The organism is Leptolyngbya sp. DQ-M1, assembly GCF_039962505.1.
Classification (GTDB): Bacteria; Cyanobacteriota; Cyanobacteriia; order Leptolyngbyales; family Leptolyngbyaceae; genus Leptolyngbya.
Genome location: NZ_JAMPLJ010000002.1, coordinates 589,721 through 612,816 on the forward strand (window position 1 = coordinate 589,721; position 23,096 = coordinate 612,816).

Consider the following 23,096-nt stretch of genomic DNA (forward strand, 5'->3'; position numbering starts at 1 on the left):
CTTTTTCTAGTATCACTGATAGCCTGCCGCTTGAATCGCAAACAAATGCGCGTATCGTCCCCCTAACCTCACCAATTGTTCGTGGCTCCCTTGTTCCACAACCGCACCTGTTGACATCACAAGAATCCGATCCGCCATTCGGACGGTTGAGAATCGATGTGAAATCAAAATTGCCATCTGATTCGGGGTCATTTCGCGAAAACGATCGAAGATTTGTACCTCTGACTCTGCATCCATTGCAGAAGTCGGTTCATCTAACACCAAAATATCGGCGCTAGTTCGCATAAAGGCACGCGATAGTGCAATTCGCTGCCATTGTCCTCCCGATAGCTCTCGTCCCGTTTTGAACCATCGCCCTAAACGGGTATCAAATGCTTCTGGCAGTTCTTTGATAAAGGAAAGGGCATTGCCTTTGTCGGATGCAATCTTCCAGCGATCGCGATCGTCTAAGTTCAACACATCGCCCACACCCACATTCTCGCCGACGCTAAATTGATAGCGCATAAAGTTCTGGAAAATTACACCGATTCGGCGCTGCAATGCTTCGAGGCTCCAAGCTTGCAGATCTAGTCCATCGAGCAGAATGCGTCCCGAAGTTGGCGTATAGAGTCTTGTGAGCAGTTTGATCAGCGTTGTTTTACCCGAACCGTTTTCACCAACGATCGCTAATTTTTCTCCGGGCTTGAGATGAAACGAAACGCGATCGAGTGCAGGCCTATCAGCTTCGGGATAGTAGAAAGTCACGTCTTCAAAGCGCAAACCGTCGCCGGGTAAGGTTCCCTGCGTTGCACTGCCTTGCGATCGAGGAATGTCTTGACCTAGAAATTCGTAGAGATTCGATAGATAAAGCGAGTCTTCGTACATTCCACCAATTGAAGTCAGAATTGATGCAAACGCGCCCTGTCCTTGACGAAAGACGATCAGGTACATCGTGAGTTCGCCGAGTGAGATGTTGCCTGCGATCGTTTCCCACACAATCCACACATACGCCCCGTAAAATGCAGCAGAGCTAACTAATCCCAGCAAATAGCTCCAGATGCCCCGGCGGACTGTCAAATCCCGGTCTTCAGTGTACAATCGCCCGAAGATAGTTCGATAGCGATCGAGCAACAATTCGCCCAACTGATACAGCCGAATTTCCATTGCGGGTGATTCGTTTGCAATCAGCCATTCAAGATAATTTTGTTCGCGGGTTTCAGGCGTGCGCCAGCGAAACAACCGAAAGGCTTCCCCAGCAAATCGCGTCTCTGCAATAAAGGCAGGAACGGCGGCAACCATCAGCATCACCACTGCCCAAACCGAAAATCCGATTAACAAACCGCCATACGTAATCAAAGTCAGCGAGTCTTGCACAATGCCAAACGTGCGACCAACCAAGCTGAGGGGACGGCTTGAGGCTTCTCGTCTTGCCCGCGTCATTTTGTCGTAGAACTCTGAATCCTCAAAGTGCGTCAAATTCAGCGTTAACGCCTTTTCCAGAATCAACTCATTTACTTTCTGACCGAGCAGCACTCTCAGCAGCGATTGCACCAAAACTAAGCCTTGCTTACTGCCTGATTGAATCGCGACCATCACCGCTTCAAAGCCCAGATAGCCTAATGCTGTCCAGCGATCGTTCTCCAGTCCCGTTCTTGATGCTAATACCACCGCATCGACAATCAGCTTACCTGCATACGCAACCACCGCAGGCACAAGCCCTCCGATGAGCGTAAACAGTGCCAGAACGATCGTTAAGCGTCGATTCGTTGTCCAAACTAGCTCGATCGCCCGTCCGCAATAGCGAAAAATCGATAGAAATTGAGTAGTGCTCCTGAAGAAGCGTTGAAGTCGTCTCTGCATTCTTTTACGATAGCGTTTGATTGTGCAGTTGAGGAAGAGAGAATGCAGCGATCGCCAATTTGTAAAGATAAGTTGTTCCACACTCTACCGAATCCAGCATGAAGCGCATTGTTACTTGTCAGGGAAGCATTCAACTCATCGCGGCACTATCCGCACTGTTCTACCGGGATCGATCGGGCACAGCAAATGTTCAAAACTATCTTGTCATCTACGAGCTTTATGCGCCAGAGCAGCAGCATTATCAGTTCGCTGAATTCATTCAGCGCATGGCGGAATCTGTGTGTGATTGGGAAAAGATTGTTTATCTCACCCCGGAACAACTAAACGCGATCGGATATCAGTTAGATTCCACGCCACCCCACCGCATCTATAACAACGTTCATCAATGGATTGGCTTAGATGATGCAGACGAACTGTATCTCTGTCGCAATTGGCAGTTCACAAATCAACTATTAAGCAATGCCTATCCTTCTGCAAGTCGAATTTGCTACGGCGATGGCATTGGATTGTATTTTTCTGAGCACTCTGCTGTAGTGCGTCGTCCTTTCACACCCCCGCCCACGCCGAATCAGGTGATCGCTTGGACGCGGTGGAAACTACGATCGCTCTATCATCGAATTCGCGAACGATTAAAGCTGAAAACCAAGCTGTATTTGATGCCATTTGATGTCGGCTATTTTGTGCTGCCAAAAATCTTTGGTGAAACGCCGCCAATGCCGATCGTTCAATTAGCACCCTCCAACTTACTCACCTGGTTCGAGCGGTTTACCTCTTTTGTCGATGCGGCTCAGGTAGCGAAAGTACAAGCGGCGATCGAAAACTCACCTGTTACAGTTCTGCTCACCTCTAATTTTTCAGAAGGCGATCGCTTGCCTCAAGAGCATGAGATTCTTGCTTATCGAGAATTTCTAACCTCATATGAAGTTCTCCCAAATAGCGTTTTGATCATTAAGCCGCATCCCAGAGATGATCTGAATAAGATTTACCGGTTGAAAGAAAGCTTATCGGATTTATATCGCGAGATTGTGGTGCTTACTGAACCAAACCTGTTCTTTTTGCCGTTTGAAGTCTTTTTTCTAAAAGCTTTCCAAACCTTTGAAATTCGTGTGTTCGCATTTAGCTCAGCTTGTCTATCTCTAAAACTTCTATTTGATGTTCCTAGCTTTATTGGTTTTGGAACAGCACTAACAACTTGCTACTTTGCTCCAGAATTTGTTGCCGCCCGATTAGAACATGAGCAAGTTTTACAAAACGCGATCGCACAGCTTTAGAATATTCCCATGATTAGAGCAATTCGTAAGCTCCTACGCCTCATTCCATATTATTTTCGATAATCCAGCGCGATAGTTCGGTTCGATTGCTCAACAGCGTCTTTTTTAACATATGACTAATGTGACTTTCGATCGTCCGCTTACTCGCATTCAGTCGCTGAGCAATCTCTAAATTCGACAATCCCTGCGCCACCAATCGCGCCACAGTTAATTCTGTATTCGTCAATCTCACGCCATCAGGCACTGCAATTCTAGACTCTGCTCGCTTGGCTCGACTTTGCTGAATCAACTGAGACGATCGTAGCGCTGATTCAATTTGCGCGTTCAACTCTGCAAGATCAAGCGGCTTGGTCATGTAAGCCATTGCCCCCGCACTTAATCCACGCACGCGATCGTGAGTTTGATCCCGTGCAGAAAGAAAAATAATTGGAATCCAATTACTTTCTGGCGATGTACGGAGAGTCTCTGCAAACTCATAGCCATCCATTTCCGGCATTCCAACATCTGAGAGAATCAGATCCGGCTTCACATCGCTTAACCGCTCGATCGCTTGTTTCCCCGTTCCGGCGGTCGTCACGTCATATCCGTGGTGTGCTAAATATCCAGTCATCAGCGTGACAAAGTTTAGATCATCATCGACCAATAGGATTGAACTCTTTCTGTCTACTTGCAAAACCATACCCTCTGCTATTCGTATCTTTAGTCGAGTTTGACGAGCGTTCAGTATTCCATCCTGTTTAGGACTGACCCGATTGTCATCCGCATAAACGTCTGCTTCAAATTTCCCTAACGACCCAGAATTTACGTAGGTACATTTCCATAATCTCCGTATTATTCCTCAATCTCTCTTTTCAGAAGAAAGTGATTCTCTCGATCGTTCCCGGCTCACTGCTGCTCAAAGTACCACTCCAGCTAGGCTTCGCGCCATTTGTTCATCGGGATCTCGCCTTCAAGCGCTTCTCTGTTCTCAGTCGTAAAAACCAGGATAATGCTGACTCAGCGCCAGAAAAAATCCGTAGGACGGATTCTCCAATATTGGCAAACGATAGGACGATCGCACCTTGAAGCCGCACTCAATCTAGCGGATATCAGCTTCCACATCAAAATTTTACAAAACTAGCATGAAAATTAAGCTGCATACGTAATTATCGTTTCTTCCTGATATCGGTAATTACGGTCGTAGTTCTATATAGTTCGGACTTAAAACTTAACCTTGGCTTGATGGAGCGGGCTTCGATGGTCATTTGATCTCAGTCTCTCCCCCGTAACCTTCATTCAGACAGGAGGTCGAATTGCAGAAGCGGTGTGATCGAAATCGGAAACGCTCTAAGCGGCGCAGTCTTTACTGCCCGAAGCATAGATGTTATCTGCACAGCGTTAGTCAGAAGCATCCAATCTATGCCGATCGTGCAGAACAGTTACAGCAGCGAGGACTCACTCGCCGACATGCACTCCTCGCAGTTGCGACCCGAACAACAGTCATGCTGCAAGGTGAATGGCTAGAAGCTTTTTGGTGCGACGAGTGCCAAACGCGGGAGTGGTATCATGTACGGCGCTTAGAGAACAATCAATATGAAGTGTCGATCGCGCCCCCAGAGCTATGGCAGCAAGCGATAGGCGTAATTCAGCCCCAAGGAAACCCTTCCGTCAGCGAATTTACGCGTAAAAGTTCTCGTAGGACAACCTATCAAGGTGTAAAAGACTTTAGCTGTATTGGATAGCTGTATTGGATAACGCTGGGCTGAAGCTTTATGCGATCTTTGCGATCGTTTCCGCTCGTTAGAGCCAACTTAACAGCGGAAGCGAAACGCATTCTCTATGCTTCATCATCCATAAGACCCAGCATGTTGAGTCGCGCAGATTAATTGAGAAGTCATGCAAAAAAAACGGCAACGATCGAGATCCGTCAGACCCTTGCACCCCAGCCATGCAGATCAGCAGGTGGTGGTCTATCGCCCTGATAGCCAGATGCTTAATCCCCTCCGACTATTTAGAGCCATGTGGTTCGATCTCTTAGGGTCACGATCTCTTGCATGGCAACTGATACGGCGTGATATTAGCGCCAAGTACCGTCAATCTTTCCTCGGTCTATTCTGGGCATTCTTGCCCGCCCTGATCATGGCGGCTGGCTTTAGCCTTGCAAGAGGAAGCGGTGTCATTAATATCGGCAAAACGGATCTGCCTTACCCCGCTTATATTATGTTCAGCATGACGTTATGGCAGACCTTTGTTGAAGCATTAAACGCACCTGTACAAGCAGTTGCAGGCGCGAAATCTATGCTTTGTCGCGTGAATTTTCCGCGTGAGGCATTGATTCTCGCAAAGCTTGGTGAAGTTGGATTTAACTTTGGCATTAAGCTAATTTTCATTGTTGCATTGTTCTTATGGTTTCGCATTCCCGTAACCTGGAGTGCAATTCTGGCTCCTGTCGCGCTGATTCATCTCATCGCCTTTGGCACATTTTTAGGCTTGCTACTAGCTCCGATCAGCGCTCTGTACCAGGATGTTTCGATGGCACTCACGCTGATGACAGGACTGTGGCTGTTTGTCACACCAGTCGTGTATCCCATTCCTCAGACTGGCGCTTTTGCACAGATTGTGGCGCTCAATCCGGTAACTCCGCTCTTGGTCACAGTTCGAGAGTTAGCAACCACGGGGATTGTGTCGAATCCTACCGGATTCTGGATTGCAAGCGCGATCGCGCTGTTTGGCTTACTGTTTGCTTGGATTTTTTATCGGCTAGCGCTTCCGTTTGTTGTTGAGAGAATTAGTTCTTGAGAATTATGGCTGTCACCCATTCAATCGTTCCTGAATCGATCCCGTCGACTTCGCAAGAGGTGATTCTCTCGGTAAATGGAGTCTCTAAAAAGTTCTGTCGAGATTTGAAGCGATCGCTCTTTTATGGCATTCATGACATTAGCTCAGAATTAGCCGGTCGCAGACGCTCCCGTACCTCGTTGCGGTCTCATGAATTCTGGGCATTACACGATATTAGCTTTGAACTGCGACGCGGAGAAGCACTCGGACTGGTCGGCAAAAATGGCAGCGGCAAGTCTACGCTGCTGCGGATTATCTCAGGCTTGATCCGACCCGATCAAGGACAGGTCGAGGTTCGCGGTCGCGTTGCTCCTTTGATTGCGCTTGGAGCCGGGTTTAATCCGATCCTTACAGGACGAGAAAATATCTACGCCAATATGTCGATTTTAGGCCTGAGCAAACCGCAGATCGATCGCGTGTTTGATCAAGTCCTAGAGTTTGCTGAAATCAATGATGCGATCGATTCTCCGGTACAAAGTTATAGTTCGGGAATGGCAGCGCGATTAGGCTTTGCCTGTGCCATTCATACTGAACCGGACATTCTGCTGCTCGATGAAGTCTTAGCGGTTGGCGATTTGAGATTTCGAGCCAAGTGCTACCGCCGACTGGCAGAACTGCGCGATCGCGGAGTTGCGTTTATTTTGGTGTCGCATAGTTCCAACACAATTCTGTCGAAGTGCGATACAGCCCTGTATTTATCGAAAGGACAGCTAATTCTGTCGGGGGATGCGGCAGTCGTGACGCGACGGTATGAAAATGAACTATTTCTAGAAGGTGCACCGCCTGCAACCGGAGAACTTCAACGCCCGCAGCGAGCCACGCACGAAAGTTCTGGATTAGATATTACCGGAGTCTTTTTCCGCGATCGCAATGCCACTAAAATTACAACGCCGATCAGCGGAGAAAAGCTAGATCTTTGTATTCAATCCGAAGCACGGCATTCGATTGCTGAAACAAATATGGTTGTCTCCATTCGAGAGCGAGCAGGAGAAGGAGATAAAGTTTTAGTGCTGAGTACTCTACATGACAAAACTCCGATTCGTGTCACTGCTGGAGCGAATGAGATTCGAGTTGAATTTCCTTACCTTGGGCTAAAACCTGGCTCTTACTTATTAGATCTACATCTCTATCAGGGCAACTACATTTTGCTTGATTCGATCAAGGAATTTAGCTTTGCAGTAGAAGGAACAGGCAGCATGAGCGAATGTTCATTTTATCAGCCTCGATGCTGGACTGCCGTTCAGACCGAAGCGGAATGAAGGTGCATCGACAGAGAGAAACTTGATGGTTGTTTGGAGGATGTGATGAGATCGTTATTTGATGCCATAGAAAAGCATGAAGTATTTACTGAACCTTTTCCGCATGTAGTGATTCGCGATGCGTTAGACGAAGACCTTTGTACTCAATTGATCGCTGAATTTCCTACTATCAATACCATTACGCAAAGTCCTCAGTTTGTTAGCAACGAGCGGTATAGCTATCCAGCCCGCGATGTGTTTGCTAATCCGCAGATTAGCGACCTTTGGAAGTCTTTTATTCAGCTTCATACCTCCGATCGCTTCCTCAAACAGTTCGGCACTTTGTTTGAGGATCACATTCGCCAGTATCATCCAGAGTTTGAGCAGGTAATCGGTGAGATTCGCGCACTTGAAGCAGGTGTGCGAAAAATCGATGACTTTTCGAGTGCTGATGTGTTGATGGATGCCCAAATTTGCATTAATGCGCCGGTCACTGAAGTCCCAAAGCCGATTAAGCAAGCGCACATTGATCGGCCTCAGGTTTTATTTGCTGGGCTTTACTACTTGCGACATCCAGACGATCGTTCAACGGGCGGGGATCTCGAAATTTATCGCTTCAAGTCCGGCAAACCCTACGGTTTTCAGGGACAATTTATCGACGATCGCTATGTTGAACTCGTGAAGACGGTGAAATACGATCGCAATGTCTTAGTTCTTTTTCTCAACTCAATTCATTCTTTACACGGTGTAACGGCTCGATCAATTACGAACTCTCCTCGCTGTTTTGTTAACTTAATCGGAGAAGTAAAGCAGCCTTTATTTAACTACCGCCTTTATGAAGAACAGACAAACTTAGTGCGTCAGTTTACGCGGAAACTGCGGGGATTAGTACCTTAGGGAAAGCACTGAGATTGATGTAATGTGTCATTCGTGGTCTTGGTCGCTTGAGTAAAAGCAGTGGTTCAGCTTTCATTCTTAGAACAGATTGCTCAGATTTGAAGAAAACAGCATCAGGGTGGTTCATCCTCGCATCAAACTAAAGGTGTGCGTTCGTCTTAGCACCCTTAAACCCAATGTTCGTTTGTATCAAACATTATTCTGTTTCTAAACGCCTTTCATGTTAATCAACTATAATACCTTCTCAGGCGCGACCGGACTCGCCCTGAATGGCAATGCGTCTTTAAATGGTGGCGCTTTACAATTAACCCCCGATGCCTCGCTGCAACGCGGTAGCGCTTTTTGGAATACGCCTTTATCATTGAGTGGAAACGCATCGTTCTCTACAAATTTCCAACTTCAGATTACGGGTAGTCGAGGCACAAACGGTGCAGACGGAATGACCTTTATGCTGCAAAATAGCAGCCAAGGCATTGCCGCACTCGGAGGGGTGGGTGGACAACTCGGTTACGGAACGATCGACAAAAGCTTAGCGATTAAATTTGATACTTGGGCAAACACAGGCGAAGCGAGCCGTAACTATGTTGGAGTGGTTCTGAATGGGGCTTCGGTTGGCGGAGTGGTGGGAACCGAAGCACCCGTCGATCTCAATGGTGGCAAAGCTGTAAATGTTTGGATTGATTACGATGGGCAGACTGATAAGCTTGCTGTTTTTATTGCAGGCGACACAGCAACCAGTAAGCCCACCAATCCGCTATTTACCTACACAGTCGATCTGCTTAATCTGCTCGGTACTCAAGCTTATGCAGGCTTCAGTGCAGGCACTGGAGGCGCAACCAACGCACATCGCATTAATCGGTGGCAGTTAGATACCTCGCTCCCCACGGTACCCAACCCCACCCCTGGAACTTCGGGTTCGTTTAACTATAATGATTTCTCTACGCTCACCGGAATCAAAACAAACGGGAGTACCTTTCAATCAGGGAACGTACTGCGATTAACCTCCGACCAACAGCTTCAAGCGGGAACCGCATTTACAACAACCCCGATCGATATCTACGGTAATACTTCATTTAGCACAAACTTTAGACTACGATTTTCAGGCGTGCGGGGAACCAATGGCGGCGACGGAATGACCTTCCTACTGCAAAATAGTAGTGCAGGTGCAAACGCAGTTGGAGTTGCGGGTGGCAGCTTAGGGTATAGCGGCATTAATGATAGCTTGGCAATCAAGTTTGATACCTGGCAAGGATCAGGAGAGTTGAGCAACAATTATGTTGCGGTGTTGACGAATGGAGATTCCACGACAACTTACAACTGGACTGATCAAAACTATGTGACGTATCGTGCACAAGCACAAGCGCCCTTCGATCTCAATGGCAGCGGCACTATCTTGAACGCTTGGGTTGACTACAACGGGGTCACGGACAGCCTCCAAGTCTATCTTTCAAATACCTCGACGAAGCCAACCACCGCCCTGATTAGTACGAAGATACAACTCTCAAATGTTGTGGGATCACAAGCATTTGTCGGATTTAGCGGGGCAACGGGTGGAGCTACCAGCATTCAAGATGTGTTGAACTGGAGTTTTTCGTCTTCGACTCCCGCTCCTCCTGCTCCTCAGCCTGGAGTCGCTCGGATTCTGGCGCTCGGAGACTCGATTACGTTAGGAGTTACGGCGCGAACAGACGACAAAAATCGAACTGCCATTCCAGGCGGCTACCGTCGAGTGCTGTGGAATAAATTTGTCAATGCTGGAATTGCTGTCGATTTTGTCGGCAGTGAAACCGATGGAACTTCTACAAATCCAGCATATCAATGGACAAACGGGGGAGATAAGAACGATCAAGGCATGTCAGGTTGGAGAATCGAAAAAATCATTGCCAATGTGGAGAACTATCTCAAGCGAGAGAAGCCAGACATCATTACGCTGATGATTGGAACGAACAATCTCTTTACAGATACTTCGGGAGCGCAAATGCTCAGCAGGCTCAATACTCTGATTAATAAGATTACCGCATTCTCACCGAATACGAAGCTGCTGGTTGGTTCGATCCCACCTGCTTATCCTGATATCGATCGATTCGCGACTCCTGAACGAAGTCAACAACAGATGCAAATGATCACAGACTACAATAACGGCATCCCCGGACTGATCAGCAATGCTCGTGCAGCGGGTAAGAAGGTTTACTTTGTCGATATGCGATCGCTGACGGTTTCTGATCTCGCACCGCGCAGCGATGATAATGGGTTACATCCCTCAATGGCGGGCTACGACAAGATTGGCACGCTGTGGTACAACGCTTTGCTTGATCCCAACGTAGTCGGAGTGAATGGAAATACGCTGAAAGTAGCATAGAGCGATGTCGCGCCAGGATTTGAATCTCTTTCAACCTGGCGCGAAAATTCTCCGGGTTACGGCACTCAGAACTGTAAGACTGGTAAGAATGCTAGTTCGACAGAATCTTTCGTTGCGTTTTGGGCAACTTCTGCCCCTCTAAATCCTTTACTGGTGGGAACTTTGAGAGCGTCGACTCGAAGTCCTCTATTCTGACAATTTAGGCAGCAGCCTAGATTCAGTATCGCAGCGAATTCTTTCTGTCGAACTGACATGGCGACATCTCAGATTGATTAGATCATCGTGAACTGTGGCTCTTTTCTTTTCCGGCACACAATGACAACCCCTCTACTCGATCCGAGAGCCGAAAAAACGCAGCGCAAGGCTAGTCTTTTTCCCTATGTGATTGCTCTGCGCCCCCACCAGTGGACAAAGAATTTAGTTGTCTTTGCGGCTCCTCTGTTTGCCTTCTCCATCCGCCTAGAGACAGTTCTTGAGAGTGTATTTGCGTTTGCGCTCTTTTGCTGTGTTTCTAGCAGTTTTTACTTAATTAACGACATTGCAGATGTCAAAGACGATCGCGCTCATCCCATTAAATGTAAACGCCCGATCGCGTCTGGAGCCGTCAAGATTCCCGTCGCGGTTGGGATGGCAGTTACGCTCTTGACTAGTGCTTTAGTTTTTGCGTTTCTGCACTCAATAGCGTTAGGTTTTACGATGATCAGCTATGCTGCTCTTCAGACGGCGTATAATCTTCGGCTCAAGCGCATGGTGATTTTAGACATCATCGCGATTGCAATGGGGTTTGTGCTGCGAGCTTACGCGGGAGCAAGCGCGACTGAGATTCGGCTCTCGATTTGGTTTGTGCTGTGTACCGCAATGTTGGCATTGTTTCTAGGCATTGAGAAACGTAAGGCAGAATTGAGACTGCTACAGCGCAAGGGCGGGAAAACGCGATCGGTGTTACGCAAATATTCGATGTCTCTGTTGACCCGGATGGAAAGTACCGTCGTCACAGGAACAGTGCTGACTTACGCACTCTGGAGCGCGGGGCCAAAACTGTCAGGTGCCTCGACTCCTTGGATGGTGATCACATTACCGTTTGTGCTGTATGGCGTATTTCGGTATCAGTTACTGAGCGAAATCATTGGGGATGATCCAGAGTGCGACAAAACGGAGCGACCCGATGAAGTGCTGCTGACGGATCTGCCCATTTTGCTCACTGTGCTTTCCTGGGTCGCTACTGTTTTTGCGATTTTGCTGCTCAAGCACTATGAAATTCTTCAGTAAGGCGCGATCGGTCGTCGTTTAAGCATGACAAAGATTGGATTTTGGCTTGAGGTGATCGGGTGGAAGCTGCTTCATCTTGTTCGCTTTTCTAAGCATTTTTTACCGATTTCGCGAGTAGATTTGTTGGCAGACATCAGCTTAAGACTGTTGTATGCCCACGGAATTCGCGGTGTGATATTGGATTTAGATAACACGATCGTGTCCGAGGACGATCGCTATGCTTCTCCAGAAGCAGAAGCTTGGATTGACACCGCGAAGCGAGCATCATTCAAGCTTTTGATCCTAACAAACGGGAAGCGCGAGGGACGGATTGACTACTGGACAAAGCGCTTGGGAGTTCCAGCGATTCATCCAGCCCGCAAGCCTTTTCCAAAAGCATTTCGTCAAGCTTTGAACCGAATGCAACTCAAACCGCATCAAGTTGTTGTGATTGGGGATAGTCTTCACACTGATCAATTGGGCGCGTGGTTTGTGGGTTGCCCAATGATTCAGGTTGCCTCTTTGCCGCACCCAAAGCGATCGTGGGAGCGAGTGATCGGGCGAGTTGTGCATCGGTCTTACCCACGCGATCGCGAGCTTTGGACAATCACAGATGGCAATGTTAACTGTTGATTCTGGATAAACGCACTGTACTCTCGCAAGAACAACTTGCCTCAGAGAAAATGTCATTTCTGAGGCGATTGGCGTTCTTCCTGATGATTGACGCGATCGCGTTTGGCAACCCGTTGCATTGTTTCTCAGCTATCTAACAACCAAACTATGAAGTGTGTTTCAGAACTTTACGATCGCTATCCAAACAGTGATATCTATGTGGTTGGTACTGGCGCAAGTCTGCGAGTCTTTCCCCTCTCGCTGCTAGACAACAAAATCACGATCGGACTCAACCAAGCCTGGAAAACGGTTCCAGTTCGCTACAGCATCACCATTCACCCGGAGTTGAGCATTCCAGAGTTTCTTCCCAGCGAACCTGCTCATCCAGAAATCACCTGGATCACGAAGTACGAAAAAACAAAGGGCGTGGCTACCCCTGAACAACTCCGCTATGCAGAGGAGCAGTTTTACTTTTTTGAGACGGCAGGGCGACCGAACACTCAGCCGCCGAACAAGCCATCAGACACAGGACGCATGTTAGATTGGGTACGCCGACCGACCGACGATAAGCTATATCTTTGGACTTCGATCGCTCAATCTGGGGTTAACTTAGCGGCAAATATGGGCGCAAAAAATGTCTTTCTGATCGGCTGTGACAACTGTGCGCTGCTTGGTAACAATCACGCTCACAAACAACACACCCGCTGGCGCGATGCTTCTGCCGACAGCCGCTATCGAGAATACTATGAAGGCTTAGCAGAAATGCGTCCGGTGCTGCGAGAGCGAGGAGTCAACTTAGTCAGCTTGACTCCGTTTCTGAGCTTAGCAGCACCCGAACAAGACTTTATGCGACTTTGTGAAGACCTCGATCGACCCAGCTTGATCGAAAGCGGTGCCGATATTTCTCCAAAGTTAGATTACACAGGCTACTATGTCGATCGCTTCAAAAAATTTGCTCGTAAAGTGTTAGCCGCCCGTTGAGACTCCTGATGAAAGCTAAAGTCATTCCACCTGTTGCCGTTGCGCTGAGTTCGTATCGTGCTGATGTAGTGATTGTGAGTTTGTTGCTGGTTGTGACAAGTGTGATCACTTATGCGACTAGTCAGATGATCGATCCAGTTTTGCTGAAAGATTTCACCGAAGATGTTTGGTTTGGCTCTGATATTGAGCGTGTGTTCTCAAACATGAGCATACGATCTGCACCGAATACGCGGGCACGGGTGCATCCTTTATTCGCATTGTTAGTGTTTCCCCTAGTGAAGGGGATACGGGCGATCGCGCAAGTGCCGCCTGAAACCGCAGTCATGTTGCTCAATGCAGCGACGACTGCGATCTGGGTCAGCTTGCTATATGCGACACTGCGGTTAATGGGCTGTCGGCGGTTCGATGCGACGGTGTTTAGCGTTTTATCCTTGTCGAGCGCGGCGCTGCTTTTTTGGACAACGATCCCCGAAACTTATCTATTTGGCTCGTTGAGTCTGCTTGTGCCGTTGTTTTTGGTCGTGCTGTCCCAGACAAGAAGATTACCGCTATGGAGCTATGTGATAGTGAGTGCATTCTCGCTCAGTATCACCACGACCAATTGGATCGCGGGAATAGCAGCAACAATCGTGAATCACACCTGGAAGCGGACGATCTCGCTGACTGGAGCCGCACTCGCGATCGTCTTGGGGTTGTGGGTGGTGCAGTATCGAATTTTTCCGGGGACAACTTTCATTACTGACATTGCAGGAGAAACAAACTATATCCTGCCCAAGACCGCCGGAGGCCCGTTGCGGATTGTATTGGGGCTATTTCTTCACCCGATGGTTGTTCCCGCCCTGCAAGTCATTCCCAGCAATCGCAATCAACCGGAATGGCCGATGCTGAGTGTGCAGCACTCGCTTCCTGGATCGGGGGGTATCACCGGCATGATTGCATTGCTCTTGTGGATCGCACTGCTGGGATTCGGGGCGTGGGCTTGCTGGACAGTGAGACAGAATCAGAAATTACGCATTGTCGTTGGGTTGGTACTGTTGGGACAGCTTGCTTTGCATCTGGTGTATGGCGAAGAAACCTTTCTTTATGCAATTCACATGATCCCCTTTCTCTTGATTGTGGTTGCAATGACGACGTTAACGAAATGGCGATCGCTCGTTCTGGGTTTAGCAGTGCTGCTGATTGTGTTTGCTGGGTTGAATAATGGAGCGCAGTTTTCACACGCAACTGAATTTCTTAAGTACCGGGGTCACTTGCGGCAACAGGTTCCACAAGTGAGATCAAATCATACTGAACCTTTGATCTCTGCTCAATTCATTCAGACTTCTGTATCCCCGATCGTTTCATGAGCAATAGTGCTGCTTTTCACTTTGGACAAACATTCCAGAAAGGAACAAAGCTGATTCAACGGCTGCTCGCAAAGCTGCAACATCTTATAAAGACCGTTGTGCATCAGCTCAGTTGGGAGATCCAGCTTAAGACCTACGATCTGGTATTTGTCACAGATGCAGGTAATAAAGGCTGGATTTTAGATGCAATCTGCCATGAAATCGAAGCTTATTTTTCTGGAACCTGCCGCCATTATTACTCGACTCATTTTCTGCCGCCTGCAAAAGCCTACTTTTTCTCGCACTATTCGCTTTATCCTGCTGCGCTCAAAAGTACGCCTCAGATTGCGAATTCAGCGGCTCTAATTTGGTACACGCACCCCAAGCCTTTAGACATTCCTGACCAAGAACTGATCGCAGCACTCAATCAAGCTTCTAAGGTGATTTGTACTTGTTCAGGCTACGAGAAACTGCTGCATTCTCAGGGACTAGCGCCTGAGCGAACTACAGTAATCTTAGGGGCGGCTGATCCTGAACTGTTTCAACCTCATGCACGATCGCAGGGCGCCGTTGGTTTCTGCACCGCCTACTATCCCCGCAAAGATCCCGATCGCATCTTCAACATTGTTCGAGCAATGCCGCATCGATCGTTTATTTTGCTAGGAAAAAATTGGGAGCAGTATGAACGGTTTGAAGCGTTGTGCAGCTTGAAGAACTTTACTTACATCAAAGCAAAGTATGCGGATTATCCGAAATACTATGCTCAGATGGATGTGTTTGTTTCTGCTTCTAAATTAGAAGGTGGCCCAATTCCGCTGATTGAAGCCATGATGTGCAATGTATTTCCCGTTGCCAGCAATACCGGATTTAGCCCCGATATCATTCGACATGGCGAAAATGGATTTATTTTTGATATCGATGCGCCGATCGAGGAGATCTGCGATCGCATTGATCAAGCGTTCACCCTGACCACCGATGTTCATGAAACGGTCAAGCACTTGAGTTGGAAAAACTTTTCACTGGATGTTCAAAAACTGCTGTAGGAGTAACCGCTGATGATAGACCCGATTCGGATTTTTATTGGCTCTAGCCCCAAAAACACTATCGAAGAAAGCGTTTTTCGCTATACCCTGCTCAAACAAACTCAGCACCCAATCGAAATTTACGCGATCGATGGAACGAGCGGCTCTGCCAAGAATTTAACCACAGGTGAAGTGAAACGCTTGCCAGCAGGTGTGAGCGATCGGATTCAAGGCGCGACGGCGTTTTCCCTAGCACGTTGGGCAATTCCAGAATGGTGCAATTATCAAGGTCGCGCCATTTACTGTGACTCAGATCAGATTGCGCTGCAAGACATGACTGAACTCTGGAACTATGGCTTAGGCGACAGTAGCCTTGCAGCCGTTCCGGTCAAACAAGCCAAATGTTATCAGCATTATATTGCAGATTCAATGGGGGTGTTTTTACACACTGAGGAAACGTTTTATCTTGCTAGTGTCATGCTGATGGATTGCGAAAAGATTCAGTGGAATCTCAGTGAGCTTGTCGAGCTACTCGATCGCAATGCCTTTTCTTTGCCGAATTTGATGTATTTGGGGGAACAGTTCCGGCAGCATTTTAATCTAAGCGTTAGCGCATTACCGAGCGAATGGAATCACTTAGATTATGCTGATCGTGAGTCTAAAATTGTTCACTTTACGGATTTAACCAGCCAACCTTGGAGATTTCATCACAACCCGATCGCTGAGGTCTGGGAAACGGTTTTTCTAGCCGCAGTGGATGACAATGCTCTAACCCAAGCTCAGCTTGAGACTGCGTATGCAAACGGCTGGATCAATCGCAGAATCAAAGTTCTCGCTCAACTGCCAAGTCTAGTTCGCCGCCCGATCAATTGGGTTTGGCGGAGTTGGGGAGCAACAGTGTTCAAGGTAAGAACCACGCTCGATCGTCAAGTTCAGCGATTGAAATCAGGACTATTTCGCTTAACGCAGTGGAAAACCATCCGAGCTTAAAGTTATGCCCGTTGAATGTTCGCGAATTGATCAAAATCGCGTGATTGCCGATCTCGATCGCTTTGCTTGGGATGCGATTTGCGATTGGTCAAAGCATACGCAAGCCCGCACACACTACAACGGCATTGATTATGCAGAACTATCCCGATGTTTTCTGTGGGATAAAGTAGCGAGAGCCATTCGGAAGCAGACGCACCCCAAGCGATTCGAGTTTGAGCAAGCCCTGCTCGATCGTCGCCCTATTCCGAACTTACCTACGCCTAATCCAAATCAATTCAAGTTCTGGCTGAAGCGATCGCTCACCGCTCTGCAAACCTGGCAAGATGCGCGATCGCTGTCGTCAAAACGAATTTTATATGTTCCTCACGCTCATCCTACGCTGCAAACGATAGTTCGCACCTTGGCACGGACTCTCCCGGTAGTTGCGCCTGAGAACGCATTCGATCAAATCCCAGAACTCCAAACCATCCGTTTGCCTTTGTGCGGAGATTCTCCAAGGTTGGCTCAAGTCAATGAGCTGCATCGCGGTATTCTGGAGGGATTGCAGGCGTTTGCAATTGCATTATTACCTGAAGATATAGTCGTTCTTCGCGCTCAACTTGCCCAGCTTTTTCTTCGCACTGAGCAGATCGATCGAGAACTTTCGCTGCTTCGCCCTGCTGCAATTCTAGTGTTTGCGGACAATCACTTTCCAGTTCAAAGCTACGTGTTGGCTGCGCGTAAACATGGAATCAAAAGCATCATGCTCCAGCACGGGCTAGATTGTGAGCATTACTGCTTAGATGAAGCTTATGCAGATGTCATTAGCGTTTGGGGAAAGTCGAGGCTCCAGCGCTACCAGACTCAATCGAGCTGGCAACCTGAACAAATTCAAGTGAATGGCAATCCAGAATATGATTCATTCAGCTTACCGCATCAGATCGATCTCGCTGGCTGCTACTGGTTATGGGCAACTCGTCCACACTGTCCCGAAAAATGCTACAGTCCTTCACGCCATCCCCAAGAAGGCATCCAAATTTTAGAAGCACTGCTAACGGCATTAGCGAGATTGCCGCAGGCTCGGCTAGTGATTAAACCGCATCCACTCGATCAGATTGATTTGTATCAATCCTACCTTGATGAACATTGCCTTGCAGATCGCGTTGCAATCTCAACGGAATCGGTACGATCGTTGCTTCCAGAAGCAACCGTTGTGATCTCGGAAGATTCAACGATCGGGCTAGAAGCCATGTTTTTCGGCAAAATCGTGATTCACGCACACTTCGCTGCTTCTGAACCTGTGCTCCCATTGGTGCAATATGGTGCAGCACTGCCCGGATATTCACCGCAAATGTTACAAACAGCGCTGCAAACCCTAGAACAGTTGAGCGACACCCAATCGCTTGCCGCAGGACAGCGCCGATTTATCCAAGAGTTTGCGGACTACACTGGACAAGCTCAAGAACGAGTGACAGCAATGATTCGAGGAGTGTTAGATCAGTGAAAATTGCCTTTATTGCCGTGAACAATACCGCCCCTTGGGGCGGCAGCGAAGAACTCTGGGCGCAGACTGCGATTTACCTAGCAAAATCTGGGCATCAGGTCGCAGTCAATGTCAAGGGCTGGGCAACGAAGCCCGCTCAGATGCAAGCCATAGAAGCAGTCTGCTCAACCACCTATCGCGGCTACGATCGCAATTGGATGGAAAAGCTCAGCTTTATGGCACAGCGCGGCAAAAGTTTTTATCGCTGGCTCGATCGAGTGCGTCCTGATCTCGCTGTCATTTCTCAATCTAGCAACAATGACGGGCTTTCCTGGATGGAAGCTTGCAGCAGCAGAAGCATTCCTTATGTCACGATTTCGCATATTGCAACAGAGAATTACTGGTATGCGGATGCGCTCAATGCTCGATTGGCGATCGCCTACACTCAAGCAAAACGAGCCTATTTCGTCTCGCAAAACACTCGCGATATCACGCTTAAACAAATCGCAACGCCTCTACCCCAAGCCCGAATTGTCAGAAATCCGTTCAACGTCGCTTACACGGCTACGCCCCCTTGGCAGCCTACCGAAGCTGGATTCAAGCTGGCTTGCGTGGGAAGACTGCATCCTCCTAGTAAAGGGCAAGATCTGTTATTTGAAGTCTTGCGATCGCCCAAATGGAAAAATCGTCCGCTCACCGTCACGCTGTTTGGCAGCGGTAGCCACACGGAAACGCTCAAACGCCTGCAAACTCTGTGGGAACTCGACCAAATCGAATTCGCATCCTTCACCTCGGATATCGAAGCTCTTTGGGCAACGCATCATGGATTGATCCTGCCCTCTCGGTATGAAGGATTACCCCTTGTGGTGGTCGAAGCAATGCTGTGTGGACGAATGTGTATTGTGACTGATGTGGCGGGTAACACAGAACTGGTCGAGGACAATATTAATGGCTTCGTTGCCAAAGCTCCCACACCAGAACTACTTGATGAAGCGTTGGAGCGGGCTTGGCAGCAGCGAGAATCTTGGTATGAACTGGGAAAAGCAGCAGCAGAAAAGGTGCGCCAGGAAATTCCACCCGATCCGATTGCCGTCTTTGCCGAAGAAATAGAATCCTTAATGAATTAGAGGCAGTCTAATTTCTACGTCCTTCTACAGCCGTCTCCGGACGGATTTCACCCTTGTTTACTTAGGATTTATCTAAGCGAATTTCCGCACAACATCTACGAATTTTTCCTGAAAGTGCAATTCAACTTGGAATAGAAGGGTAGCAAACTGCCGTATTTTCACCAGGTTGAGCTTCGATGGTCGCTTTTGATCTCAGTTCACCACCGTCTTGCATCTAGCTCTGGAAGTGGATGTAGGCATTTAACAGAGTTTATGTATCAATCAGACTAACAAAGAAACGGCTCCAATCTATCTCAAATCTATCCTGTTGTCCTTATTTTTTGGTGGGAGGCTCTTAAACGTGCCATTGACTCAAACTGAGCTACATTGGTCGCACGTTCAATCGCTGCTGCAACTCGAAGCAGATGCGATCGCAAAGACGGCTCAGCGACTTAATCCCCAAGCGGTGAATCTCGCAGTGACGCTGTTACTAAACTGTCGCGGCAAAGTGGTGCTGTCAGGGGTTGGAAAGTCTGGAATTGTTGCTCAAAAAATTGCTGCAACCCTCAACAGCATCGGAACGGTAGCTGTATTTTTACATCCGTGCGATGCGTTGCATGGTGATCTTGGAATTGTCAATGCTGCAGATGTGGGGATTGTGCTGAGCAATAGCGGCGAAACCGATGAACTGCTTCAGATGATGCCTCACCTGAAGCATCGCAACGTACCCGTGATTGCGATTTTAGGCAATCTCAGTTCAACCTTGGCCCAGCAAGCCACGATCGCGCTAGATGCCTCGGTCAATCGCGAAGCTTGTCCGCACAACCTAGCACCAACCACCAGTACAACAGTCGCACTCGCGCTTGGAGACGCACTAGCAATTAGCGTGATGCAACTCAAAGGTACAACCCCCGAAGAGTTCGCGTTTAATCATCCTGCCGGTCGGCTTGGAAAGCGATTAACCCTGACCGTGCGCGATTTGATGCACCCAGATAGTCCGACGCTAACTTCCCAAGCCTCTTGGCTAGAAGTGATTGAAGGTATCAGTCGGGGTGGACTTGGAGCCGTGAATATCGTCGATCAGCAAGGCAAGCTGCTAGGCTTGATTACAGATGGAGATTTACGGCGCTGCATTCAGAGAACCAAGCCAGTCGACTTAGAAACCCTGACGGCGGCTCATATCATGACCCAAGATCCGGTTTCGATTCAGCCAGAAGTGCTTGCCTATGACGCGCTGAAGCTCATGGAGAATCGTCCTTCTCAAATCTCTGTTTTACCTGTAGTAGATGAGGCGCAACACTGTATGGGGCTGTTGCGCCTGCATGACCTGTTTCGCAGCGGACTCTAGCGATCGATCGTTCTGCTTCATTCTCTTTCAGCGATAACAGATTGTATGTTCTATTTATTGGGTTTCAAGAATCGTTTAACTCAGGTTTTGCCAACTCAAGCAGATCCTACAGTTGCCTGAAACTCTGGTGCTGCTCCAATGTGATGAAAAAACGCATCGATCGCCCAGAGGCACCATTCTGATATCAAATTAATTTGGTATGACGTTTAGCGAAACAGAACGCCAGAACTTACTGGAATGGTATGCGGCTGACTATCAGTTTCTAGATCTCTGCAAGCGATTGTTAGCGCAGGAGAATTACAGCACACAGGGGATGCAGAAGTTAATTTCACGCTAGCCGCGATCGTGCCACAGGGCTAAGTCATAGTTAGATTCCGTTTCCCTATCCCTTTCCTGTCCCTATGCAATTAGAACAGACCAGCGATCGCCGCAACACCTACATTGATTTTCTCGATCCCATCCGTGGATTTGCAATTATTGGTGTTTTTATTTTCCATGCTTTGGATGCTCTTGCCGATAACTATGCGCAGCTTCCCTGGGGAGACTGGTTTCGGACGCTACCCACACCGCGATGGTTGCTGCTAGTTACCCCCGGCACCCTCGGTTGGGCAGGCGTTGCCGTTTTCTTCGCTGTCAGTGGCTTTTGTATTCATTTGAGTTTTGCCCGTGGTCGTCAACCTAACTTTACGACCTTCTTTCTGCGGCGGTTTTTTCGCATTTACCCACCTTATCTGTTCGCGCTGATTCTCTTTGCGTTCATCATTCCGCGTCGAGAACTCGCATCAGGCCCGTTTTCAGCCTGGACGCAGTTGGGTGTGCATCTGGCGCTGATTAACAACATTGATATCCACTCGATCTATCGGGTGAATAACTCGTTTTGGAGCATTGCGATCGAGGCTCAACTCTATGTTATCTATCCAGCGCTGTTGTTTCTGGCATCCAAATTTGGTTGGCGTAAATCACTTGCGGGATTAGCAGTGCTTGAAGTCTTTTTGCGACTTGTGGCGCCCGCTCTCTTTCTCAGTTTTACAGCGCAAACGAGGATTCCCACTTGGATTGAATTTTCACCCTTTACCTACTGGTATAGCTGGTCGATCGGGGCGTGGCTGGCAGAGGCGTATTTGCTCAAGCAGCCCTTACCGTTTGCGCGATCATCCCTCTGGCTCTGGTTTGCGCTTGCGGTCGGAACCTACTGCTTTAAGCCGCTCTATCCGTTGTCTTTTATGTTTTTTGCGATTCTCTCTACCACCTGGATTGCCAAACTGCTGAATGGAGAGCAATTTAAGCTGCAAGTACCACAGTTCTGTACAACTTATCTCAGTCGGATTGGTCTCTTGAGCTATAGTATTTATCTGCTTCATCAGCCGTTAATGGAGCAGCTTGTGATGTTGATGATTAGACTGCGTCCTAGTTTGTTTGCAGACCCGGTCCCGAAGTTCTTAGTCGCATTATCCGCTTGGCTCTTTATTGTTCCGCTATCGGCTTTGTTGTATCGATATTGCGAGTTACCAAGCATTCGTCTGGGCAAGATTGTAATCGAAAAATTGGGAACAGCAAAGGCGCAATAAGTCTGATTCGGAAAACCGATCGACGCAATAAGGTACTCAGTTTCAACTGCTTCGAGATTAGCTGTGAATACTCAAAAATTTCAAAATCATGATGCAATCCTTATTATCTTCCAGTGTGGAGCAAGATATCGTTACTGATCCTTTTCCTTATTTCAGTACTCAAACTGCGATCGCTCCAGAAGTTTGTGCTCAGTTAATCGCTGAGTTTCCGCCTTTAGAAACTGTGACGCAAGGAATGCCCACTGCGAGTAACGAACGTTTCAGCTATCCAGCAAGACTCGCTTTATCTAACAAGGGTTTAAGTCCGCTTTGGCGTGAATTTATCGAGTATCATGTTTCTCAAGCGTTTTTGAATCAATTTGTTCAGTTATTCCAGAATCAGATTAGAGCTTGTTATCCGAATTTTGAGGCTGATTTTGGTCGTATCGATCAGTTAAGGGCAGGCATTCGCGGTCTTGATGATTTCTCGAATGCCGATGTGCTACTCGATGCTCAGATTTGTATTAACACCCCTGTTGTTGGCGCTCCTTGCTCGGTACGACGCGGGCATGTGGATGCTCCAAACAAGCTGTTTTTCGGGCTATTCTATCTTCGTCCTGAGGCAGATTTCACAACCGGCGGCGACTTAGAAATTTATCGGCTAAAAGACCGAGAACAAGTTTATCGAGGTGGCTTTGTAGACGATCACTATCTCAAACTGGTGCAGACAATTCCTTATCAAACGAATCACTGTGTGATTGGAATCAACAGTATTCGCTCGCTGCATGGTGTGACTGTTCGTAATGTCACCGATCAGCCAAGATTATTTTTTAATCTTGTCGGTGAGGTCAATCGTCCGCTGTTTGATACCAGTCCTTATGCGTTGTCGCCTACCTGGGTTGATCGCACGATCGAGCAGTCGGCGAAAGCAGTCAAAAAGCTTGCGAGAGTGGTTCGCTCAAGAACTGCTTGAAGTGGCTCAGGGTACTCAGACTAAACTAAGGAAAATTTTACGGTTTGGTCTGAGTATTTTC

The 23,096-nt window shown here is 48.0% G+C and carries 21 protein-coding genes; 19 read left to right on the top strand and 2 right to left on the bottom strand.

The window, feature by feature from the left end; genetic code table 11:
- Positions 1–12: 12 nt before the first annotated feature.
- Positions 13–1,839, bottom strand: coding sequence for an ABC transporter ATP-binding protein (locus NC981_RS08705; RefSeq protein ID WP_348242464.1), 1,827 nt, complete (start codon positions 1,837–1,839; stop codon positions 13–15).
- 98 nt (positions 1,840–1,937) lie between these two features.
- Here NC981_RS08705 and NC981_RS08710 point away from each other — a divergent pair, with 98 nt between their 5' ends.
- A complete protein-coding gene (locus NC981_RS08710; protein WP_348242465.1) occupies positions 1,938–3,110 on the top strand; it encodes a polysialyltransferase family glycosyltransferase in 1,173 nt (390 codons plus the stop codon).
- Between the two features lie 40 nt (positions 3,111–3,150).
- Here the strand turns inward: NC981_RS08710 and NC981_RS08715 are convergent, their stop codons facing one another.
- Complete coding sequence (locus NC981_RS08715) at positions 3,151–3,789, bottom strand: response regulator transcription factor (RefSeq protein ID WP_348242466.1); 639 nt, start codon at positions 3,787–3,789, stop codon at positions 3,151–3,153.
- Between the two features lie 309 nt (positions 3,790–4,098).
- Between NC981_RS08715 and NC981_RS08720 the strand changes: the two genes are divergently transcribed.
- From NC981_RS08720 to NC981_RS08805, 18 genes are all read left to right on the top strand, one after another.
- Positions 4,099–4,230, top strand: coding sequence for a hypothetical protein (locus tag NC981_RS08720; RefSeq protein ID WP_348242467.1), 132 nt, complete (start codon positions 4,099–4,101; stop codon positions 4,228–4,230).
- A gap of 172 nt (positions 4,231–4,402) precedes the next feature.
- A complete protein-coding gene (locus NC981_RS08725; RefSeq protein WP_348242468.1) occupies positions 4,403–4,831 on the top strand; it encodes a hypothetical protein in 429 nt (142 codons plus the stop codon).
- Between the two features lie 247 nt (positions 4,832–5,078).
- A complete protein-coding gene (locus NC981_RS08730; protein WP_348242655.1) occupies positions 5,079–5,888 on the top strand; it encodes an ABC transporter permease in 810 nt (269 codons plus the stop codon).
- 5 nt (positions 5,889–5,893) lie between these two features.
- Positions 5,894–7,186, top strand: a complete 1,293-nt coding sequence (locus tag NC981_RS08735) for a polysaccharide ABC transporter ATP-binding protein (RefSeq protein ID WP_348242469.1) — start codon at positions 5,894–5,896, stop codon at positions 7,184–7,186.
- A gap of 45 nt (positions 7,187–7,231) precedes the next feature.
- A complete protein-coding gene (locus NC981_RS08740) occupies positions 7,232–8,062 on the top strand; it encodes a hypothetical protein (RefSeq protein ID WP_348242470.1) in 831 nt (276 codons plus the stop codon).
- A gap of 220 nt (positions 8,063–8,282) precedes the next feature.
- On the top strand, positions 8,283–10,421 hold the full coding sequence (locus tag NC981_RS08745) for a GDSL-type esterase/lipase family protein (protein WP_348242471.1): 2,139 nt from the start codon (positions 8,283–8,285) through the stop codon (positions 10,419–10,421).
- 315 nt (positions 10,422–10,736) lie between these two features.
- The gene (locus NC981_RS08750; protein ID WP_348242472.1) at positions 10,737–11,690 is read left to right on the top strand and encodes a decaprenyl-phosphate phosphoribosyltransferase; all 954 of its coding nucleotides are present in this window, start codon (positions 10,737–10,739) and stop codon (positions 11,688–11,690) included.
- Positions 11,691–11,714: 24 nt separating this feature from the next.
- On the top strand, positions 11,715–12,302 hold the full coding sequence (locus NC981_RS08755; RefSeq protein WP_348242473.1) for a YqeG family HAD IIIA-type phosphatase: 588 nt from the start codon (positions 11,715–11,717) through the stop codon (positions 12,300–12,302).
- 147 nt (positions 12,303–12,449) lie between these two features.
- Positions 12,450–13,262 carry a hypothetical protein gene (locus NC981_RS08760; protein WP_348242474.1) on the top strand — a complete coding sequence of 271 codons (813 nt, stop codon included), beginning with the start codon at positions 12,450–12,452 and terminating at the stop codon, positions 13,260–13,262.
- Between the two features lie 8 nt (positions 13,263–13,270).
- Positions 13,271–14,608: a hypothetical protein gene (locus NC981_RS08765; protein WP_348242475.1), complete on the top strand. Its 1,338-nt coding sequence runs from the start codon at positions 13,271–13,273 to the stop codon at positions 14,606–14,608.
- Positions 14,605–15,630, top strand: a complete 1,026-nt coding sequence (locus tag NC981_RS08770) for a glycosyltransferase family 4 protein (protein WP_348242476.1) — start codon at positions 14,605–14,607, stop codon at positions 15,628–15,630. The genes NC981_RS08765 and NC981_RS08770 overlap by 4 nt, the downstream gene beginning before the upstream one ends.
- A 12-nt stretch (positions 15,631–15,642) precedes the next feature.
- On the top strand, positions 15,643–16,599 hold the full coding sequence (locus NC981_RS08775) for a glycosyltransferase (protein WP_348242477.1): 957 nt from the start codon (positions 15,643–15,645) through the stop codon (positions 16,597–16,599).
- A gap of 4 nt (positions 16,600–16,603) precedes the next feature.
- Positions 16,604–18,082, top strand: coding sequence for a hypothetical protein (locus NC981_RS08780; RefSeq protein ID WP_348242478.1), 1,479 nt, complete (start codon positions 16,604–16,606; stop codon positions 18,080–18,082).
- Positions 18,079–19,188 (top strand): glycosyltransferase family 4 protein, encoded by a 1,110-nt coding sequence (locus NC981_RS08785; RefSeq protein ID WP_348242479.1) that lies wholly within the window; start codon positions 18,079–18,081, stop codon positions 19,186–19,188. The genes NC981_RS08780 and NC981_RS08785 overlap by 4 nt, the downstream gene beginning before the upstream one ends.
- Before the next feature lie 340 nt (positions 19,189–19,528).
- Entirely contained in the window at positions 19,529–20,515 is a 987-nt protein-coding gene (locus NC981_RS08790; RefSeq protein ID WP_348242480.1) for a KpsF/GutQ family sugar-phosphate isomerase, read from the top strand.
- Between the two features lie 199 nt (positions 20,516–20,714).
- Positions 20,715–20,852: a hypothetical protein gene (locus NC981_RS08795; RefSeq protein ID WP_348242481.1), complete on the top strand. Its 138-nt coding sequence runs from the start codon at positions 20,715–20,717 to the stop codon at positions 20,850–20,852.
- A 64-nt stretch (positions 20,853–20,916) separates the two neighbouring features.
- Entirely contained in the window at positions 20,917–22,083 is a 1,167-nt protein-coding gene (locus tag NC981_RS08800) for an acyltransferase (protein WP_348242482.1), read from the top strand.
- Positions 22,084–22,171: 88 nt separating this feature from the next.
- The gene (locus NC981_RS08805) at positions 22,172–23,035 is read left to right on the top strand and encodes a hypothetical protein (protein WP_348242483.1); all 864 of its coding nucleotides are present in this window, start codon (positions 22,172–22,174) and stop codon (positions 23,033–23,035) included.
- Positions 23,036–23,096 lie beyond the last annotated feature (61 nt).

Excerpts from the sequence above, each read along its gene's own strand:
- NC981_RS08705 (WP_348242464.1), bottom strand. The coding sequence starts at position 1,839 with ATGCAGAGACGACTTCAACGCTTCTTCAGGAGCACTACTCAATTTCTA.
- NC981_RS08710 (WP_348242465.1), top strand. The coding sequence starts at position 1,938 with ATGAAGCGCATTGTTACTTGTCAGGGAAGCATTCAACTCATCGCGGCA.
- NC981_RS08715 (WP_348242466.1), bottom strand. The coding sequence starts at position 3,789 with ATGGTTTTGCAAGTAGACAGAAAGAGTTCAATCCTATTGGTCGATGAT.
- NC981_RS08720 (WP_348242467.1), top strand. The coding sequence starts at position 4,099 with ATGCTGACTCAGCGCCAGAAAAAATCCGTAGGACGGATTCTCCAATAT.
- NC981_RS08730 (WP_348242655.1), top strand. The coding sequence starts at position 5,079 with ATGCTTAATCCCCTCCGACTATTTAGAGCCATGTGGTTCGATCTCTTA.
- NC981_RS08735 (WP_348242469.1), top strand. The coding sequence starts at position 5,894 with ATGGCTGTCACCCATTCAATCGTTCCTGAATCGATCCCGTCGACTTCG.
- NC981_RS08740 (WP_348242470.1), top strand. The coding sequence starts at position 7,232 with ATGAGATCGTTATTTGATGCCATAGAAAAGCATGAAGTATTTACTGAA.
- NC981_RS08745 (WP_348242471.1), top strand. The coding sequence starts at position 8,283 with ATGTTAATCAACTATAATACCTTCTCAGGCGCGACCGGACTCGCCCTG.
- NC981_RS08750 (WP_348242472.1), top strand. The coding sequence starts at position 10,737 with ATGACAACCCCTCTACTCGATCCGAGAGCCGAAAAAACGCAGCGCAAG.
- NC981_RS08755 (WP_348242473.1), top strand. The coding sequence starts at position 11,715 with ATGACAAAGATTGGATTTTGGCTTGAGGTGATCGGGTGGAAGCTGCTT.
- NC981_RS08760 (WP_348242474.1), top strand. The coding sequence starts at position 12,450 with ATGAAGTGTGTTTCAGAACTTTACGATCGCTATCCAAACAGTGATATC.
- NC981_RS08765 (WP_348242475.1), top strand. The coding sequence starts at position 13,271 with ATGAAAGCTAAAGTCATTCCACCTGTTGCCGTTGCGCTGAGTTCGTAT.
- NC981_RS08770 (WP_348242476.1), top strand. The coding sequence starts at position 14,605 with ATGAGCAATAGTGCTGCTTTTCACTTTGGACAAACATTCCAGAAAGGA.
- NC981_RS08775 (WP_348242477.1), top strand. The coding sequence starts at position 15,643 with ATGATAGACCCGATTCGGATTTTTATTGGCTCTAGCCCCAAAAACACT.
- NC981_RS08780 (WP_348242478.1), top strand. The coding sequence starts at position 16,604 with ATGCCCGTTGAATGTTCGCGAATTGATCAAAATCGCGTGATTGCCGAT.
- NC981_RS08795 (WP_348242481.1), top strand. The coding sequence starts at position 20,715 with ATGACGTTTAGCGAAACAGAACGCCAGAACTTACTGGAATGGTATGCG.
- NC981_RS08800 (WP_348242482.1), top strand. The coding sequence starts at position 20,917 with ATGCAATTAGAACAGACCAGCGATCGCCGCAACACCTACATTGATTTT.
- NC981_RS08805 (WP_348242483.1), top strand. The coding sequence starts at position 22,172 with ATGATGCAATCCTTATTATCTTCCAGTGTGGAGCAAGATATCGTTACT.